General features: G+C 63.9%; 11 protein-coding genes. 2 read left to right on the forward strand and 9 right to left on the reverse strand.

Going from position 1 to position 17,211, the window contains the following annotated elements:
- Positions 1-44: 44 nt before the first annotated feature.
- From V7S54_RS03805 to mutS, 4 genes are all read right to left on the reverse strand, one after another.
- Positions 45-437, reverse strand: coding sequence for a VOC family protein (locus V7S54_RS03805; protein ID WP_065372227.1), 393 nt, complete (start codon positions 435-437; stop codon positions 45-47).
- Entirely contained in the window at positions 437-2,041 is a 1,605-nt protein-coding gene (gene murJ, locus V7S54_RS03810; RefSeq protein WP_065372226.1) for a murein biosynthesis integral membrane protein MurJ, read from the reverse strand. The genes V7S54_RS03805 and murJ overlap by 1 nt, the downstream gene beginning before the upstream one ends.
- Positions 2,038-4,881 (reverse strand): [protein-PII] uridylyltransferase, encoded by a 2,844-nt coding sequence (locus V7S54_RS03815; protein WP_065372225.1) that lies wholly within the window; start codon positions 4,879-4,881, stop codon positions 2,038-2,040. Before V7S54_RS03815 ends, murJ begins: the two co-directional genes overlap by 4 nt.
- A gap of 234 nt (positions 4,882-5,115) precedes the next feature.
- On the reverse strand, positions 5,116-7,869 hold the full coding sequence (gene mutS, locus V7S54_RS03820; RefSeq protein WP_065372224.1) for a DNA mismatch repair protein MutS: 2,754 nt from the start codon (positions 7,867-7,869) through the stop codon (positions 5,116-5,118).
- Between the two features lie 103 nt (positions 7,870-7,972).
- Here mutS and V7S54_RS03825 point away from each other — a divergent pair, with 103 nt between their 5' ends.
- A complete protein-coding gene (locus V7S54_RS03825; RefSeq protein WP_065372223.1) occupies positions 7,973-10,258 on the forward strand; it encodes an NADP-dependent malic enzyme in 2,286 nt (761 codons plus the stop codon).
- Between the two features lie 340 nt (positions 10,259-10,598).
- Here the strand turns inward: V7S54_RS03825 and V7S54_RS03830 are convergent, their stop codons facing one another.
- The 5 genes from V7S54_RS03830 to V7S54_RS03850 form a co-directional block, all read right to left on the reverse strand.
- Positions 10,599-11,489 carry a GNAT family N-acetyltransferase gene (locus V7S54_RS03830; RefSeq protein ID WP_065372222.1) on the reverse strand — a complete coding sequence of 297 codons (891 nt, stop codon included), beginning with the start codon at positions 11,487-11,489 and terminating at the stop codon, positions 10,599-10,601.
- Positions 11,490-11,609: 120 nt separating this feature from the next.
- Positions 11,610-13,886, reverse strand: a complete 2,277-nt coding sequence (locus V7S54_RS03835) for a hybrid sensor histidine kinase/response regulator (protein WP_065372221.1) — start codon at positions 13,884-13,886, stop codon at positions 11,610-11,612.
- A 55-nt stretch (positions 13,887-13,941) separates the two neighbouring features.
- Entirely contained in the window at positions 13,942-14,433 is a 492-nt protein-coding gene (gene lspA / locus V7S54_RS03840; RefSeq protein ID WP_093234084.1) for a signal peptidase II, read from the reverse strand.
- Entirely contained in the window at positions 14,430-15,290 is an 861-nt protein-coding gene (locus tag V7S54_RS03845) for a TrmH family RNA methyltransferase (RefSeq protein ID WP_065372219.1), read from the reverse strand. The genes lspA and V7S54_RS03845 overlap by 4 nt, the downstream gene beginning before the upstream one ends.
- Complete coding sequence (locus V7S54_RS03850) at positions 15,287-16,441, reverse strand: class I SAM-dependent rRNA methyltransferase (RefSeq protein ID WP_065372218.1); 1,155 nt, start codon at positions 16,439-16,441, stop codon at positions 15,287-15,289. The genes V7S54_RS03845 and V7S54_RS03850 overlap by 4 nt, the downstream gene beginning before the upstream one ends.
- Before the next feature lie 307 nt (positions 16,442-16,748).
- On the opposite strand from V7S54_RS03850, the gene V7S54_RS03855 reads away from it, so the two are divergent.
- Positions 16,749-17,207, forward strand: coding sequence for an SRPBCC family protein (locus tag V7S54_RS03855; protein WP_057248000.1), 459 nt, complete (start codon positions 16,749-16,751; stop codon positions 17,205-17,207).
- Positions 17,208-17,211 lie beyond the last annotated feature (4 nt).

Genomic DNA, 17,211 nt, shown 5'->3' on the forward strand with positions numbered 1-17,211 from the left:
TGCACGCGGGATGAGAGGCAATCAAGGGGTTGCGAGAGGCGCATTCACACTGCCGGTTGCAGCAGATCCCAATGGTTGCCGAACGGGTCGCTGAAGACGGCAACGACGCCATAGGGCTCGTGACGCGGCGCCTCCAGAAAGGCGACGCCCTCGGCCAGCATCGCCGCATGGTCGCGAGCGAAATCGTCGGTGAAGAGGAAGAAGCCGACGCGGCCGCCGGTCTGGTTGCCGATCGCCGCCTGCTGGCGTTCGCCGTCGGCCTTGGCAAGCAGCAGCGAAGTCTCGACCGCGCCCCTGGGACGGACGACGACCCAGCGCTTGCTGTCGTCGAGCCTCGTGTCTTCCACGAGGTCGAAGCCGAGCTTGCCGCAATAGAAGGCGATGCCGGCATCGTAATCCGGCACGACCAGTGCAATGCGTGCGATCGTCTGGCGCATCAGTCACTCGCCTCCGGTGCTGCAGCGGGTTCTGCCGGTGCTTTGGCGTTGCGTTTGATGCTGCGGCGGATCATGCCGAGGCTGGCGCCGCCGAGACCGAAGGCGAGCGCGAAGTAGATCACCATCGCCGCCGTGACCAGACCGAGCAGGGTTACTGCCCGCGTCACCAGCGGCGCGGCGGAAGAGAGCTCGAAGGCGAACCAGTCGATCGCGAAATACAGCGCCGCAGCCATACCGGCCGCCGCGATGACGAGGCGCGGAATGCGGGTCAGCAACGGGATGTCCCTGCCCCAATGGCCGCGCCAGACGAGCGTTGCGAAGAGCAGGACGGCGTTGACCCACCCGGCTACGATCTCGGCGGTGGCGATACCGCTTGCGCCGAGCCGCGGAAACAGGGTCAGCGCCAGGGAGACGTTCGCGACGACGGAAATGGCGGCGAAGATCATCGGCGTGCGGGTATCCTCGCGCGCGAAGAAGCCGGGAATGAAGGCCTTGATCAGCACGAATGCCGGCAGGCCGAGACCGTAAATTGCCAGGATGTGACCGACGATGACGGTCGATTCCGGCGAGAACTTGCCGCGCTCGAAGAGCAGCCGAACGATCGGCTCGGACATGACCAGAAGTGCTGCTGCCGCCGGAAGCGTCAGGAACAACGTGAACTCGACCGAGCGGTTCTGCAGGTTCGACGCTTCGTTGACATTGCCGGAGCGCAACGCCCGGGCAAGTTCCGGCAGCAACACGGTTGCCACCGCGATGCCGACGACGCCAAGCGGAAGCTGGTAGATGCGGTCAGCGTAGACCAGCGACGAGACCGCGCCTTCGCTCGCCGAAGCGATATTGGTATTGATCAGGAGGTTGATCTGGGTGATGCCGCCGGTGATCGCCGCCGGCAGGGCCAGCACCAGCAGGCGCCTGACACTGGCGGTCATCCTCGGCCGGCGGAGGCCGATCTTGATGCCGGCGTCGCGCACGGCGATCCAGACGATCGCAAGCTGCACCAGACCCGCCGCCATGACCCCCCAGGACAGCGCGTAGCCGACTGCCACCGGGTCCTGCCCGGCATACCAGGCGTAGGCCAGCACCCCGATCAGGATGATATTGAGGAACACCGGCGCAATCGCTGCCGCGAAGAAGCGATGCAGCGAGTTCAGCATGCCGCCCATCATCGCCGCCAGCGACATGCAGGCGAGATAAGGGAACATGATGCCTGCAAAGACGATGGTATTGCCGAGCTTTTCCGGATCGTCGGCAAAACCGGGGGCGATCAGGTTGCTGACGATGAAGGGCATCGTCAGTTCCATCGCGATCGTCAGGAACAACAGGACAGTGAAGAGAACGCCGAAGACTTCCTCGGAAAAGCGCCGCGCGCCCTCCATGCCGTTCGCCTCGATCTCCTTGGCAAAGAGCGGCACGAAGGCGGAGTTGAAGGCCCCTTCGGCAAACAGTCGGCGGAAGGTGTTCGGCAAGCGGAAGGCCGTGTTGAAGGCATCGGCGACCGGGCCGGTGCCGAGGGCGGCGGCCATGAAGGTTTCGCGGATGAAGCCGAAGAGCCGGCTTCCGAGCGTCGCGCCGCCGACGGTTGCAAATTTCTTGACCAGACTCATGTTTCGGCTTTTGTCGTTCTTTGAGCGGAGGAGACACCCGGTGGCGGCGCGATGATGCCGGAGGGCATGCGGTCGCGGGCTTCGTCACCCTCACCGGCCATGACGGCCTTGAGGCGGGCGGCAATGTTCATCTGACGGTTCTCGCTCGTCACCTTCTGACCGACGAGGTCGGTGACGTAGAAGGTGTCGATCACCTTCTCACCGAAGGTGGTGATGTGCGCCGAGGCGATATCGAGCGAGAGATCGGAAAGCACCGCGGTGATTTCGGAGAGCAGGCCCGGACGGTCGAGACCCTCGACCTCGATCACCGTAAACTTGTTCGACAATGTGTTGCTGATCGTCACTTCCGGCGTCACGGTAAACGCCTTGGTGCGCTTCTTCACCTTCGTCCGGCTGGCAATCACTTCGGGCAGGCGCTTTCGGCCGGCAAGCACGTCCTCGATCAGCTTGCCGATGCTGCCCGCTCGCCGCATCTCATCCCCGTCGACGGCGAACTCGCGGTTGATCAGGATCGTGTCCAGTGCCCGTCCGTCAGAGGTCGTGAAGATCTGGGCGTCGACGATGTTGGCACCGGCGGCAGCGCAGGCGCCGGCGATCACGGTCAGGAGACGCGGATGGTCGGGCGAAAGCACGGTGATTTCGGTGATCGCATGGAACTGGTGGGTGCGCACCATCGTCGCCAGCGCCTTGTCGGCGGCGTCCGCTTCGCGGATGAAGCGCGCGTGGCGCACTTGATCCTCAAGCGCGACGGTCAGGAGATAGGGCTGATAATGCAGGCGCACATAGTCGTCGCGCTGCTTCTCGGACCAGTCCGTCAACGCCTCGCCGAGCATGATCGCGGCATGCGCAGCGCGCTCCTTGCGCGACAGTTCCGAGAAGCCGCCCGACAGCAGCAGCTCGGTCTCGTAATACAGCGTGCGCAACAGCTGCCCCTTCCAGCCGTTCCAGACGCCCGGACCGACGGCCCGGATATCGCAAACGGTCAGGACCAGCAGCATCTTCAGCCGGTCGAGCGACTGCACCCGTTCGGCGAAGTCGACGATGGTCTTGCGGTCGTTGAGGTCGCGCGTCTGGGCGACCATCGACATCAACAGATGCTCCTCGATGAGCCAGGCCACGAGTTCGGTCTGCTTTGGCGACAGCCCGAAGCGCGGGCAGAGCTTGCGCGCAACCTTTGCGCCGGCGGTCGAGTGATTCTCGGGCCTGCCCTTGGCGATATCGTGCAGCAGCACAGCGACGTAGAGCGCCTCGCGCTCCTCGATCCCCGGCATCAGCTTGGCGACCAGCGGATGGGCCTCCTCCTCGATGCCGCCCTCGATGCGCGAGAGCACGTCGACGGTGCGCAGCAGATGCTCGTCCACCGTATAGTGATGATACATGTTGAACTGCATCATCGAGACGATCTTGCCGAAATCCGGAATGAAACGGCCGAGCACGCCCGCCTCGTTCATGCGCCTGAGGATGAGTTCCGGCTTGCGGCGCGAGGTGAGGATCGACAGGAAGAGACGGTTTGCCTCCTCGTTTTCGCGCAGCGCCGGCTTGATCAGCCCCAGCGACCGCGTCACCTGGCGCAGGGCCGCCGGATGGAACTCGAGCCCGTTGATATCGGCGATGTGGAAGAAACGCAGCAGGTTGACCGGATCGCGCTTGAAGACATCGGGGCTTGCGAGCGCAATGCGACCGCCGTCATCGACGAAATCGAGCGTGCCGGCGATCTTGCGGCTACGATGGGTGAAGCGGCCGATAATGCCGGATATACCAGGGGCATCCTTCGCCTGCTGGTCTTCGAGCGCGGCGCAGAAGATGCGCGTCAGATCGCCGACGTCCTTCGCCACCAGGAAGAAGTGCTTCATGAAGCGCTCGACGGCGGAAAGCCCCGGATGGTCGTGGTAGCCCAGCGCTTCGGCGATCTCGCGCTGGATGTCGAAGGACAGCCGTTCCTCCGCCTTTCCGGTCAGGAAATGCATGTGGCAGCGCACGGCCCAGAGGAAATCCTCAGCCTTCTGGAAGAGTTGGTACTCCTGCCGCGACAGGACGCCGAGCTTGACGAGATCGGCGGTGTCCTTGAGGCGGTAGAAATATTTGGCGATCCAGAACAGCGTGTGCAGGTCGCGAAGCCCGCCCTTGCCTTCCTTGACGTTCGGCTCGACGAGATAGCGCGTGTCGCCGGCCTTGCGGTGGCGCTCGTCGCGCTCGGCAAGTTTGGCCGCGATGAACTCCGGGCCGGTGTTGCGCACGATCTCATGGTCGAAGCGGGTTTCAAGTTCGGCGCTCAGCGTCTCGGAGCCGCAGATGTAGCGCGTCTCGAGAATGGCGGTGCGGATGGTCATGTCGGCGCGCGAGAGCCGAATGCATTCGTCGACAGTGCGGGTGGCGTGGCCGACCTTGAAGCCCAGATCCCAGAGGATATAGAGCATGAACTCGATCGCCGGCTCCGCCCACACGGTCTTCTTGACCGGCAGCAGGAACAGAAGATCGATGTCCGAGCCCGGAGCCAGCGTGCCGCGGCCATAACCGCCGACCGCAGCCACCGCGATGCGCGAGGCCGGCGGCGCATTGGCGGCGTCGAAGATCTCGTTCAGCACGAAATCGTGCAGCACGGTGATCAACTGATCCTGCAGCCAGGAGATGCGCTCGGCGCAGAGAATGCCTGCACCGTCGGCGTTGAACAACTCGCGCGCCTTGGCCCGGCCGGCGATGTTTGCCTGCTTGAAGGCGGCGAGCAGCGCCTGGCGCATCGGCTCGCGCTGTTCGGCATGGGCCGAAGCGATGAAGTCGCATTTCGCCCGGAGTGCCGCGACGTCGAGGATTTCGGGAAAGGAAATGTCTTGTCTGCCCATGTAGTGCCGAGGGGCGTCCTGTCCGACTGGTTGCGTGGTCGCTCGCGATCGAGCGCTCCTGCATGATCCTTACGACCGAGGCCGAACCAAGACCACACAGCATTTCGATCGCCGCGCCGGCAAAGGCGCGCGGCGCTGTATAGCCTTTTTACCGACCGCTGCACAGGAAAAAGGCGCGCGCCGCCTTAGCCAACGGTTGGCGGGATGCGGGCGGAAAACCGCACACACTTTTGCTCATCCCGCCTTGGCGGCGCTCAGCTCCTTCTTCAGCGCATAGAGGGCGTCGAGCGCCTCGCGCGGCGTCATGTCGTCGGGGTTGAGCGCCTTCAGCGCCTCGTCAACCCTGGAGTTTCCGGCGGGCTTGGCCTCTTCGCGGCGGATCGCCACCTGGAAGAGCGGCAGATCGTCGATCAACTGGCTCGCCGGATTCTTGCGGTCGGCATCCTCAAGCTTGGCGAGCACATCCTTGGCGCGCGCGACGACCGAGGCCGGCAGGCCGGCGAGACGAGCAACCTGGATGCCGTAGGAGCGGTCGGCAGCGCCCGGCCCCACCTCGTGCAGGAAGATCACGTCCCCATGCCATTCCTTGACGCGCATGGTCGCGTTCGAGAGACGGCCGAGCTTTTCCGAAAGCACCGTCAGTTCGTGGAAATGGGTGGCGAAGAGGCCGCGGCAGCGGTTCGCCTCATGCAGGTGCTCGACCGCCGCCCAGGCGATCGACAGGCCGTCGAAGGTGGCCGTGCCGCGACCGATCTCGTCGAGGATTACCAGCGAGCGGTCGGTCGCCTGGTTGAGAATCGCCGCCGTCTCGACCATCTCGACCATGAAGGTCGAGCGGCCGCGCGCCAGATCGTCGGAAGCGCCGACGCGGGAGAAGAGCCGGTCGACGATGCCGATATGGGCGCTCGCGGCGGGAACGAAAGTGCCCATCTGCGCCATGATCGCGATCAGCGCATTCTGGCGCAGGAAGGTCGATTTACCGCCCATGTTGGGACCGGTGAGCAGCCAGATCGCGCCGCCCTCCTCGCCCTCCGGCGGTGAGAGATCGCAGCCATTGGCGACGAAGGCATTGCTTGCCTGGCGCTTCAGCGCCTGCTCGACGACAGGATGGCGTCCGCCGTCGATCGCGAACATGCGCGAGCGGTCGACGGTGGGGCGTGCATAGGCCTGCTCCTCGGCGAGCACGGCAAGGCCGACCGATACATCGACGGTCGCAAGCGCCAATGCCGCCGCCTTGAGCGTTTCGGCAGCGGCGACGACCTCGGCCGTCATCTGGTCGAAAGCCTCGATCTCGATCGATAGTGCCCGGTCGGCGGCGTTGGCAATCTTGCTTTCGAGTTCGGCCAGCTCCGTCGTGGTGAAGCGCATGGCATTGGCCATGGTCTGGCGATGGATGAAGCGCGCGCGGCCGGCATCCGTATCGGTCATCGAGCCGGCATTGCCTGCGGTGACCTCGATGAAATAGCCAAGCACGTTGTTGTGCTTGATCTTCAGCGACTTGATGCCGGTCTCTTCGGAATATTGCAGCTGCAGCCCGGCGATCACCCGGCGCGACTGGTCACGCAGCGCCCGGACTTCGTCGAGCTCGGCATTGGCACCTTCGCATACGAAACCGCCGTCACGCTTCAGCAGCGGCAATTCCTCGCCAAGGGTGGCATCGAGCAGGCCGAGCAGGCCGGCAGGAAGCGCATCGATCGCGGCGCGCGCCTCTTTCAGTTCGTCCGAGAGCGTTCCTGCGGCCATCAGCCGTGAAATGGACGCGGATGCATGCAAGCCGGCCTGAATTGCGCCGAGATCGCGAGGGCCACCACGGCCGAGCGCCAGCCGCGACAGGGCGCGCGGCATATCCGGCGCGCGACGTAGCGCATCGCGCAGGTCGCCGGCAAAGGACGGCTGGTCCGCCAAAATCTCGATCGAGTCGAGCCTCTGGTTGATACGGTCCGGATCGGTCAGCGGCGACATCAGCCGCTCGGCAAGTAGGCGGGCGCCGCCGCTTGTCACGGTGCGGTCGAGCGCCTTCAGCAGCGTGCCCTCGCGCGCGCCGGACAGCGTCTTCACCAGTTCGAGATTGCCGCGGGTCGCCGGATCGATGAACAAGGTCGAGGCGGCACTTTCGCGCTCCGGCGTGCCGAGTGCCGGGCGTTCGGCAAGCTGGGTCTTCTCGACATAGGAGATCGCCGCGGAAGCGGCTGCGAGTTCCGCACGGGAAAACGTGCCGAAGCCATCAAGCGTCTTGACGCCGAAGTAGCGGCTGATGCGCCCTTCCGCCGTGGCGCTGTCGAACAAGACCGCCGGCTGCGGCACGGCAACGCGGCCGAGCACGTCGAAGACGGGCCTTAGTTCCGGATCATGGAAGACGGTATCTGCAAGGATCAGTTCGCGCGGCTCGATGCGCAGGATATCGGCAAGCAAACGGCTTTCGCCGGTCTCGGCCAGCCGGAAGATGCCCGTGGAGATATCGATCCAGGCAAGCGCATAAGCGGGTTCGGAGCCGCTCTTGATGCGCGCCAGCGCCATCAGATAGTTGGTCTCCGACGGCGACAGCAGCTTCTCTTCGGTGATCGTGCCCGGCGTCACCAGGCGCACCACGTCGCGGCGCACCACCGATTTGCTGCCGCGCTTCTTCGCTTCCGCCGGGTCCTCGACCTGCTCGCAGACGGCGACACGGAAGCCGAGCCCGATCAGCTTCTGCAGGTAATCGTCGGCGGCATGCACCGGCACGCCGCACATCGGAATTTCCTGTCCCATGTGCTGGCCGCGCTTCGTCAGCGTGATGCCGAGTGCGCGCGAGGCCTCGACCGCGTCCTGGAAGAACAGCTCGTAGAAGTCGCCCATGCGGTAGAACAGCAGCGAATCCGGGTTGTTCGCCTTGATCTCGATGAACTGTTCCATCATCGGCGTTGCGGTGGAACGGCTCTCCTCCGTCGCCAGTTCGGCTGCGGACAACACCTCCCCGGCGCGGTTCGAATGGTCTGTCACGAAATTCATGATTGTTCCGAAAAAAGAGATGGCACACTATCCCCAAGCAATTGTAGACGACAACCATAAAGAGGCGCGCCGCAAGGCTCGCCCACAGGAGGATAGAGGAAACATGCCGGCCACCGACAAGACCGATCGCACAATGACGAGCGTCACCGCGCAAGAAGCGCTCGATTTTCACTCGCAGGGTCGTCCCGGAAAGCTGGAGATTTCCCCCACCAAGGCCATGGCGACCCAGCGCGACCTGTCGCTTGCCTATTCGCCGGGTGTCGCGGTGCCGGTGAAGGCCATCGCCGAGGACCCCAACACCGCCTATGACTACACGACGCGTGGCAACATGGTCGCCGTCATCTCGAACGGCACCGCCATCCTCGGCCTCGGCAACCTCGGGGCGCTTGCCTCCAAGCCGGTCATGGAAGGCAAGGCGGTGCTGTTCAAGCGCTTTGCCGACGTCGATTCGATCGACCTCGAAGTCGATACCGAGAACGTCGACGAGTTCATCAACTGCGTGCGCTTCCTTGGGCCATCCTTCGGCGGCATCAATCTTGAAGACATCAAGGCGCCGGACTGTTTCATCATCGAGCAGAAGCTGCGCGAGGTCATGGACATCCCGGTGTTCCACGACGACCAGCACGGCACCGCGATCATCGCCGCAGCAGGCCTGATCAACGCGCTCGCTTTGACCGGCCGCGACTTCAAGACGACGAAGCTCGTCTGCAACGGCGCGGGTGCGGCTGCCATCGCCTGCATCGAGCTCATCAAGTCGATGGGCTTCAACTCGGAAAACATCATCCTTTGCGACACCAAAGGCGTGATCTTCGAGGGTCGCACCGAGGGCATGAACCAATGGAAGTCGGCGCATGCGGTCAAGACCGACCGCCGCACGCTCGCCGAGGCGCTCGAAGGCGCCGACGTCGTCTTCGGCCTTTCCGCCAAGGGCGCGCTTTCCGAGGACATGGTGCGCTCGATGGCAGCGCGGCCGATCATCTTCGCGATGGCCAACCCGGATCCGGAAATCACGCCCGAGGAAGTCGCCCGTATCCGCGATGACGCGATCGTCGCCACCGGCCGCTCGGACTATCCGAACCAAGTCAACAACGTGCTCGGCTTCCCCTACATCTTCCGCGGCGCGCTCGACGTGCGCGCGACGACGATCAACGACGAGATGAAGATCGCGGCAGCGGAAGCGCTCGCAAGCCTTGCCAAGGAAGACGTTCCCGATGACGTCGCCGCCGCCTATCAGGGCAACCGGCCGCGCTTCGGACCGCAATACATCATTCCGGTTCCCTTCGATCCGCGCCTGATCTCGTCGATCCCGATGGCCGTTGCGAAAGCGGCGATGGAAAGCGGTGTCGCCCGCAAGCCGATCACCGATCTCGAGGCCTATGGCCGCCAGCTCTCCGCCCGCCGCGACCCGATCGCCTCGACGCTGCAGCGTATCTATGAGCGCGTCCGGCGCCAGCCGAAGCGCATTGTCTTTGCCGAAGGCGAAGAGGTGCAGGTCATGCGCTCGGCGATCGCCTATGCCAACCAGCAGCTCGGCACCGCGATCCTGCTCGGCCGCGAAGAACGCATGCGCGAGACGGCGGAGCGCGAGGGCATCGACCTCGACCGCCCCGGCATCCAGATCGTCAATGCACGCCTTTCCAAGCGCGTCGGCGCCTATACGGACTATCTCTATGCCCGCCTGCAGCGGAAGGGCTTCCTCTTCCGCGATGCCCAGCGGTTGATCAACAACGACCGCAACCACTTTGCCGCCTGCATGGTGGCGCTCGGCGATGCCGACGGCATGGTCACGGGCCTCACCCGCAACTATTCGACCGCGCTCGAGGACGTGCGTCGCTGCATCGATCCGAAGCCCGGCCATCGGGTGATCGGTGTCTCGATCGCGCTCTGCCGCGGCCGCACCGTGCTTGTCGCCGACACGGCGGTGCACGACATGCCGACGGCCGAGGAACTGGCAGAGATCGCTGAGGAAGCAGCGGGCCTCGCCAAGCGGCTCGGTTACGTGCCGCGCGTGGCGATGCTGGCCTATTCCACCTTCGGCCATCCCTCGGGTGAACGCTCCGAGCGAGTGCGCGAAGCCGTCAATATTCTCGACAAGCGTCGCGTCGACTTCGAATATGATGGGGAAATGGCGGCCGACGTGGCGCTTAACGCGCGCGTCATGGAGCAATATCCGTTCTGCCGCCTCTCGGGCACCGCCAACGTGCTCGTGATGCCGGCATTCCACTCGGCATCGATCTCGACCAAGATGCTCCAGGAACTCGGTGGTTCGACCGTGATCGGCCCCTTGCTCGTCGGCCTAGACAAATCGGTTCAGATCGTCTCGATGTCGGCTAAGGACTCCGACATCGTCAACATGGCGGCGATTGCCGCCTACAACGCCGGCATGTGACACCGACGGATGTACTATTTTGGCACAGGCCTGGCACTCAAAGTCGCCAGGCCTGCCGAAATAGTAACAAATCGCTACAACTTATAAAAAGAAGAGCCCGCATCCCCTGGAGAGAAGAGGCGAGCTCAGAATCAGGCAACCGATCTACGTTTCAGGTAATGAAAGACGGAGGATTTGGAATTCAATGCCGGCCGACCTCCGGAAATGATCGGCCATTCCTCCGTTATTTTCTCTATTCTCTCGTCATGAAATTAGAGAAGAACTTGACAATACAAGTCTCTCTTTCAGGCTCGAAAGTCAAACTCGTCATTAATATTTGGTTAATCCTGTCACGCGCCCGTCAGGAGACTGAGGTCGCGAACCGCCCAGCGTCCGCGCCGTAATAATTGAGATAACGGCCGGAGATATTGCTGATCGGCAGCACGATCAAAACATCCGTCGTATGGAACGCATGATCGACCACCGCGCCGTCGCCGACCATTGCGCCGAGGCGCATGTAGCCCTTGATCAGGGGTGGCAGGGCGGCGAGCGCCTTTTTCGCATTGATCGCCTCGGCCGGCATCAAATCCATGGTCCGATGCAGTTCCGGACGTGCGCTCACGGCCCATTCGTCACGGGCGCGGATGTTGTGATGCAGGAAGGAAAGCGCCAGTGCATGCTCGGCCGGCACCACGCCGGGGAACGAACCGCAGCCAAACATGGCGTCCATGCCGTATTTGAGCGCGTAGGCCCAGTTTCCCTGCCAAAGCAGTTCCACCGTCCGCTTGGTACGGTAGTCCGGCAACACGCAGGAACGGCCGAGTTCCATGAAGCGCTTGGTCGGATGGCGGGCGAGAAGCTGGTCGATGGCAAATTCGGAAGCCGAATAGAAACCGCCCGAGCGCTCGGCCACATCCTGGCGCAGCAGGCGATAGGTGCCGACGATCTGGTCTTCCGCGTCGCCCTCGATCGAGGTGTCGAGAACCAGCAAGTGGTCGCAGATCGCGTCATAGCTGTCGACGTCGCGCTTGCGGCGATCCAGATCAGGGCCGACTTGCGCCTTCATTTCCTCGACGAAGACCTTGTAGCGTACGGCCTGGGCGGCATCGATCTCCGATGCCGTGCGTGCCAGGCGCGTCTCGAGATTGGCGATCCTGCCGAGAACGTCAGTCGTCGGGGCGGCGGCCTTCTTGCCGATGCAAGCCTGAGAGGTGTCAACCACGTTCGCTGGTTCCAGTAGCTCGATGGCCATCCGCGTCATCCCGAATCAATTCTATCTGCCGGGCTTAGACCACGTTTCTGCAACAACATAGTGACATGAAAGCGGCATACAACCCCTACGCCTCGATGGTTACCGTTACCACTGCCGAAGTTACCGTTTGCGCAGCAGGCGAGCGATCTCCGACGTCAGCAGCTGCGGATCGGCGGGCTTCGACAACACGGCGTCGGCGCCGGCGCCCATCAGCCTGTCGCGCATGTCGGCACGAACATCCGACGTCAGGACGATGACGGGCAGCCGGGGCGCGGATCGCGCAGCCTCATCGGCGCGCAGGCGCTGCAGCAGCGAAAGGCCGTCGCCACCCGGCATGTTGAGATCGGTCACCAACAGCTCCGGAAGCAAGCGCTCGCCGGGCGCATGCAGGGCCTCAGCAACGGCACCGAAGTCGCTGACAAGGCGGACCGAATGCCCCGAGCGCTGGAGCACCGTGCGAACGATCAGCGCGTTGACCGGATCGTCTTCGGCCAGCAGGATCCCATTCGCCCTGTTGTAAACAGGCGTGGTCGCGGGCTCCTCTCGCAGAACGGGCCGGTTGTCGTTGATCGCGTCACGCTTCTCGATACCCTTCAGGCGACCGAGCAGCACCTCGACCAGGGACTTTTCGCGTAAGGGCCGGATCAGCCAGGCCTCGTAGCCGTCCATCTGGTTGACGGGGTGGCTGTTGCGCTCCTCCGGATTGATCAGATAGGTGCGCCGCACCTCCAGCCGTGCAACGGACGGCTGCAGGGAAAGAAGCTGCTTGTATTGCTGGGCATGGCGGTGGTCGACGATCACGTCCGTCAGAGGCGCGCCGCCGGCGAGCACGTCCGCAAGGACATGCTGGGCCGCGGCAAGCGTGGTGGCACGATGGCACCGCCCGCCGAGTGTCGCGATCGTCGCGGCGAGCGCCGCCGAGGCCGGACCATCGGGCGCCATCACCAGAACATGTGAGCCGGCAAGGCAGGTCCGGCGCTCCGGTGCGACCGCCTCGATCTCGGCAAATGGCAGGCGAATTTCGAAACGGCTGCCGCGCCCCGGCGCGCTTGCGGCCGTAAGGCTGCCACCGCAGGCCTGCATGATCCTGCGGGAGATGGCGAGGCCGAGGCCGGTGCCCTTTGCCCGCTGTTCGTCGTTTCCGGCCTGCTCGAACTCCTCGAAAATGCGCTTCAGGTCGTCAGGCGACATGCCCGGGCCGGTGTCGTCGATCCGGATCCGGACGCATTCGTCGACCGTATCGGCGCCGACAAAGACGCCGCCGACCTCGGTGAACTTCACCGCATTGCCGATCACGTTGAAGAGCACCTGGCGCAGGCGCGCCGCATCGAAGGCCATCTCAGCGGGCACATCGACGGCGACCGTCGCACCGATCTCGATGCCCTTCTCATGCGCCCGGTTGGAGAGCATTTCCACCACGCTCTCGATGACGCCGCGCGGATCCTGTCGGGTCGGGCGAAACTGGAAGCGACCGGCTGACAGCGACGAGAAATCGATCAGGTCCTCGACGAGCTGGACCAGCGCATGGCCGGACTGCTGCATGCCGGCAAGGTAGTTTTTCTGCTCGCTCGACAGCCGGGTTTGGCCGAGCAGGTGGCTCATGCCGAGGATACCGGAAAGCGGCGTGCGGATCTCATGGCTGACGGTGGCGAGAAGTCTCGACTTCGCCTTGCTCGCCTCCTCTGCCCGCCGGCGTGCCGCTTCGCGCTCGCGCGCCGCCTTGGCCTCCTCGGTGACGTCGCGCGCGATGCTGTGGCGCATGAGCCTGCCACTGGCCGGATCGCGGGCGATCACGTCGTGCCAGTCGTAAAGGCGCACGCCGTCCGATGCCGCAATCCGGACCAGATAGTGATTGGGCGCAGCCTTCGGCTCGAAGCTCAGGCCAAGTGCTGCGCAATCGAGGCCGCGGACATCGGAGTGGCCGCAGACCTGATGGAAGACCGCGTTGGCATGAACGATCTTTCCGTCCATGCCGCGCATGATCGCGAGGTCACCCAGCGCATCATGAATGGTCGAGAGCAATGCCGACGTTTCGGAGCGGTGCCAATCGCGATCCCGGTCCGCTTCGTCGCCTGCGTGCCTGCCATCGAACGACCGTATGGCTTCAACGACGAGCAGGAACACGCCGACAGAGCCTGCTGCCGCAATCGCTGCGGAAAACAGGTAAAAGCCGGCACTCATGCCGATGACGAGTATGAGACCGGAGGCGACAAGGCCGAGCAATGCCAGCGACGCCTGATTGAGCGCATGGCGCTTGCCGTTGACGGGTGCTTCCTGCCCGTGGGCCGGAGGCGATGCCTCGACAGGGAGCGGAGCCGCCGGCGGCGCGGCGCCCGTCCGGCTTCCTGTCCGGAAGCCGGATTCGATCCGCTCCAGCAATCGTGACGGTTCGCTCATGCAATCCGGTTAACACGACAAGCGTTCCGAATGGCTTCAATGCACTGGTAAAATCTTAACGATCGGCCTTTTTCGCGTGCAGCAGTTCGTCAAGGATGATGGCTCCGGCGCCAATGGTGATGAAGGTATCGGCCAGATTGAAGACGGCGAAGGACCATGTTTCCGTATAGAAAAGGATGTAGTCGATCACGTAGCCGAAGATCAGCCGGTCGACGAGGTTGCCGAGTGCGCCGGCGATGATCAGCGCGTAGCCGAAATGCGCAAAGAACCGGTCCTTCGGCGTGCGCTTCCAGAGCCAGAGCACGAAAGCGACGACGGCAAGCCGCATGCCGACGATGAACCAGCCTTCCATGCCCGACAGCATCGAGAAGGCGACGCCATAGTTGTAGGTACGGTAGAGCGCCAGCATCGGCACGACGTGGACCGCCTGGTTGAAGGGCAGGTAGATCTCGACCAGATACTTGATCAGCTGATCGGCGATGAGCGCGAGAAGGATGAAGACCGCGATCGGTAGCGGCCGCGAAAACAGAACCTGCTTCTCGCTCATGCGCGGGCGTCCAGCGTCAGCAGATGACGGCGCGCCTCGAACAGCATGATGCCGGTGGCGATCGCTAGGTTGAGCGAGTCGGCGCGTCCGGCCTGCGGGATGCGTGCGAGCGCACCTGCCTCACGGGCAAGCTCCTCCGGCAAACCCGCCTGTTCGTTGCCCATCAGGATCACCACGGGCTTCGACTTGTAATCGATGGTGCGGTAATCGACGGCACCGGCTAGATGGGTAGCAACCACCTTCACGCCGGCGGATTTCTGCCAGCGGATGAAATCTTCCACGCTGGCGCGCGCCACCGGCATCGCGAAGACCGAGCCCATGGTCGCGCGCACGGTTTCCAGCGAAAACGGGTCGGTGGTCTCGCCGACGAGGATGATGCCGGAGGCACCGGCGGCATCGGCCGTGCGGATGATGGTGCCGAGGTTGCCGGGATCGCGCACCCGGTCGAGCGCCACATAGGTTTCGCCCAGTTGCGGCTTCAGATCCTTCAGCGACTGGTAGCGCTGCTCGAAAATGCCGACGACCATCTGCGGATTGTCGCGCCTTGTAATCGTCGACAGGACCTTTTCACTGACTTCCAGCACCAGGCCGCCCTTGGCGACGGTCTTCGCCGCCACCTGCTCCACATGCGGCTTGCCCTTGGCCGCCTTGGCATAGATCAGCGTCTTGATCTTCCAGCCGAGATCGAGCGCGTCGATCACCAGCTTCAGGCCTTCGGCCATGAAGGACCGCGTTTCATCGCGATGCTTCTTCTGTGCCAGCGCGCGGATGTCCTTGATGATCGGGTTGGTGAGGCTCGTGACCTCCTTTACCTGACCGACACGACCGGTGCCGTGTTCGCTTCTGTCGTTCGTCATTGCGGTACCCAGCGGCTGAAGAGTGAGGTCGAAAGCGCCCTGCCCGGCTCACGGCCGTCAAGCCCGCCCTCGCGGATGATGAGCTCGCCCGATTCCACCCGGCCGCCGCGGCCGCGCATCGTCTCGCGCATCAGTTCATGGATCGAATAGAAGCTCGCCCGGATGGAATAGGCGGTCAGCACCAGGCCGCGCGCCTCCGGCGCGAGGATCTCGCGGCAGATGTCGAGCATCGCCGCCAGGTGATCGAAGAGCTGCCAGACTTCACCATTTGGACCACGGCCGAACTTCGGCGGGTCGGTGAGGATGATGTCGTAGCGGCTGCCGCGGCGCTCTTCGCGCTGGATGAACTTCATTGCGTCGTCGCAGATCCAGCGGATCGGCAGCTTTTCGGCCCGCGCCAGCTGCTGGTTCTCGCGTGCCCAGCCGATCGCCTTCTTCGACGCGTCGACATGGGTGACCTCGGCGCCGGCCTTGGCGGCGATCAGCGAGGCGACCCCGGTATAGCCGAAGAGGTTCAGAACCTTGAGCGGCCGCCCTGCAGCTTCCACCTGGTCCTTGACCCAGCTCCAGTGCGCGAGCTGTTCCGGAAAGACGCCGACATGGCGGAACGAGGTGAAGCGGCCGTGGAAATCGGTGTCGAGAAGCTGCATCGGCCAGGTTTCGCCGAGCACGGCACCCGGAAACCGCCAGCGGCCCATGCCGTCCTCGTCGGTGTCGCCGGTGAAGATCGCGTCGGCCTTTTCCCAGACGCCGTCCGGCAGGCTACGCGGCCACAGCGCCTGCGCCTCGGGTCGCACGATGCGATAGGGACCGTATTGTTCGAGCTTCTCGCCGGCGCCGCTGTCGATCAGATGGTAGCCGGAAGCGCCCACGGTCTCCAGAATGAGCGGCACGCGCTCGGCCGGCTTTTCGCCGGTTCGCCGGGCAATCGCCCGTACAGGTGTTTCCTGCACGGGTGCCTGCTTGGCGGGCCTGTCGCGTGCCTCGGCGGCCTGCGCTGCCACCGGGCGCGCCGGCCGTTCCTTGAAGCCGCCGCCTTTCGGCGGTGCCGGACGCTTCTGCTCGTGGCGACCGCCGCCACGCGCCTCGGCGCCGCGGCTTTTGGCCGTCGTCACGGAGGCATTCTTCGACCGCCGGTCCTTTTCCTTCACGCTGAGATCCCTGGACTTGTTAGTGCATGTGCAGCCTGCCCTTCGCAGTATCGAGCGCGAGCGGGCGGACGCCACGAGGTTTGTCGCCGCAGCCTTCAGCCGCGGCATCTATTGAAGGTGCAAATAGCATCGCTGATGCACTTGGCAAAGTCGTTTCCGTTTTGCGAAGATCAGCGCGGGAGAACCCGCGGCAAATTTCCTTGGGTCGGAACCGGCTTGGGGACAATATTTTGCAGCAGGCCTAGTGTGTTACAGCGATCTTTGCGCGTCGATGTCGATGCGCGGCGCTCCAATGGGAGGAAAGCGCATGGACATGACCGGCGAAGAGCGGATTTCGGCTGGGCGCGACGCAGTGTGGCGCGGCCTCAACGATCCCGAAATCCTCAAACGGTGCATCCCCGGCTGTCAGTCGCTGGAAATGACGTCGCCGACCGAACTTGCAGCGGTTGTGAAGATCAAGATCGGCCCGGTCTCTGCCTCCTTCACCGGCAATGTCGTGCTCTCCAATCTCAATCCGCCGGAGGGCTACACGATCTCGGGCGAAGGAAAGGGCGGGATCGCCGGCTTTGCCAAGGGTGGCGCCGACGTCACCTTGACGGAGGATGGCGCAGACACGGTGCTGCGTTACGACGTCAAGGCGGAGATCGGCGGCAAGCTCGCTCAGCTCGGCTCGCGCCTCATCGATTCGACCGCAAAGAAGCTGGCCCAGCAGTTCTTTACCGACTTCGGCGCCGCCGTAAGCGGTACCGCGGAAGCGGCGAGCTGAACGT

It is taken from the genome of Ensifer sp. CCNWLY38, from assembly GCF_037120565.1.
GTDB lineage: Bacteria > Pseudomonadota > Alphaproteobacteria > Rhizobiales > Rhizobiaceae > Ensifer > Ensifer adhaerens_H.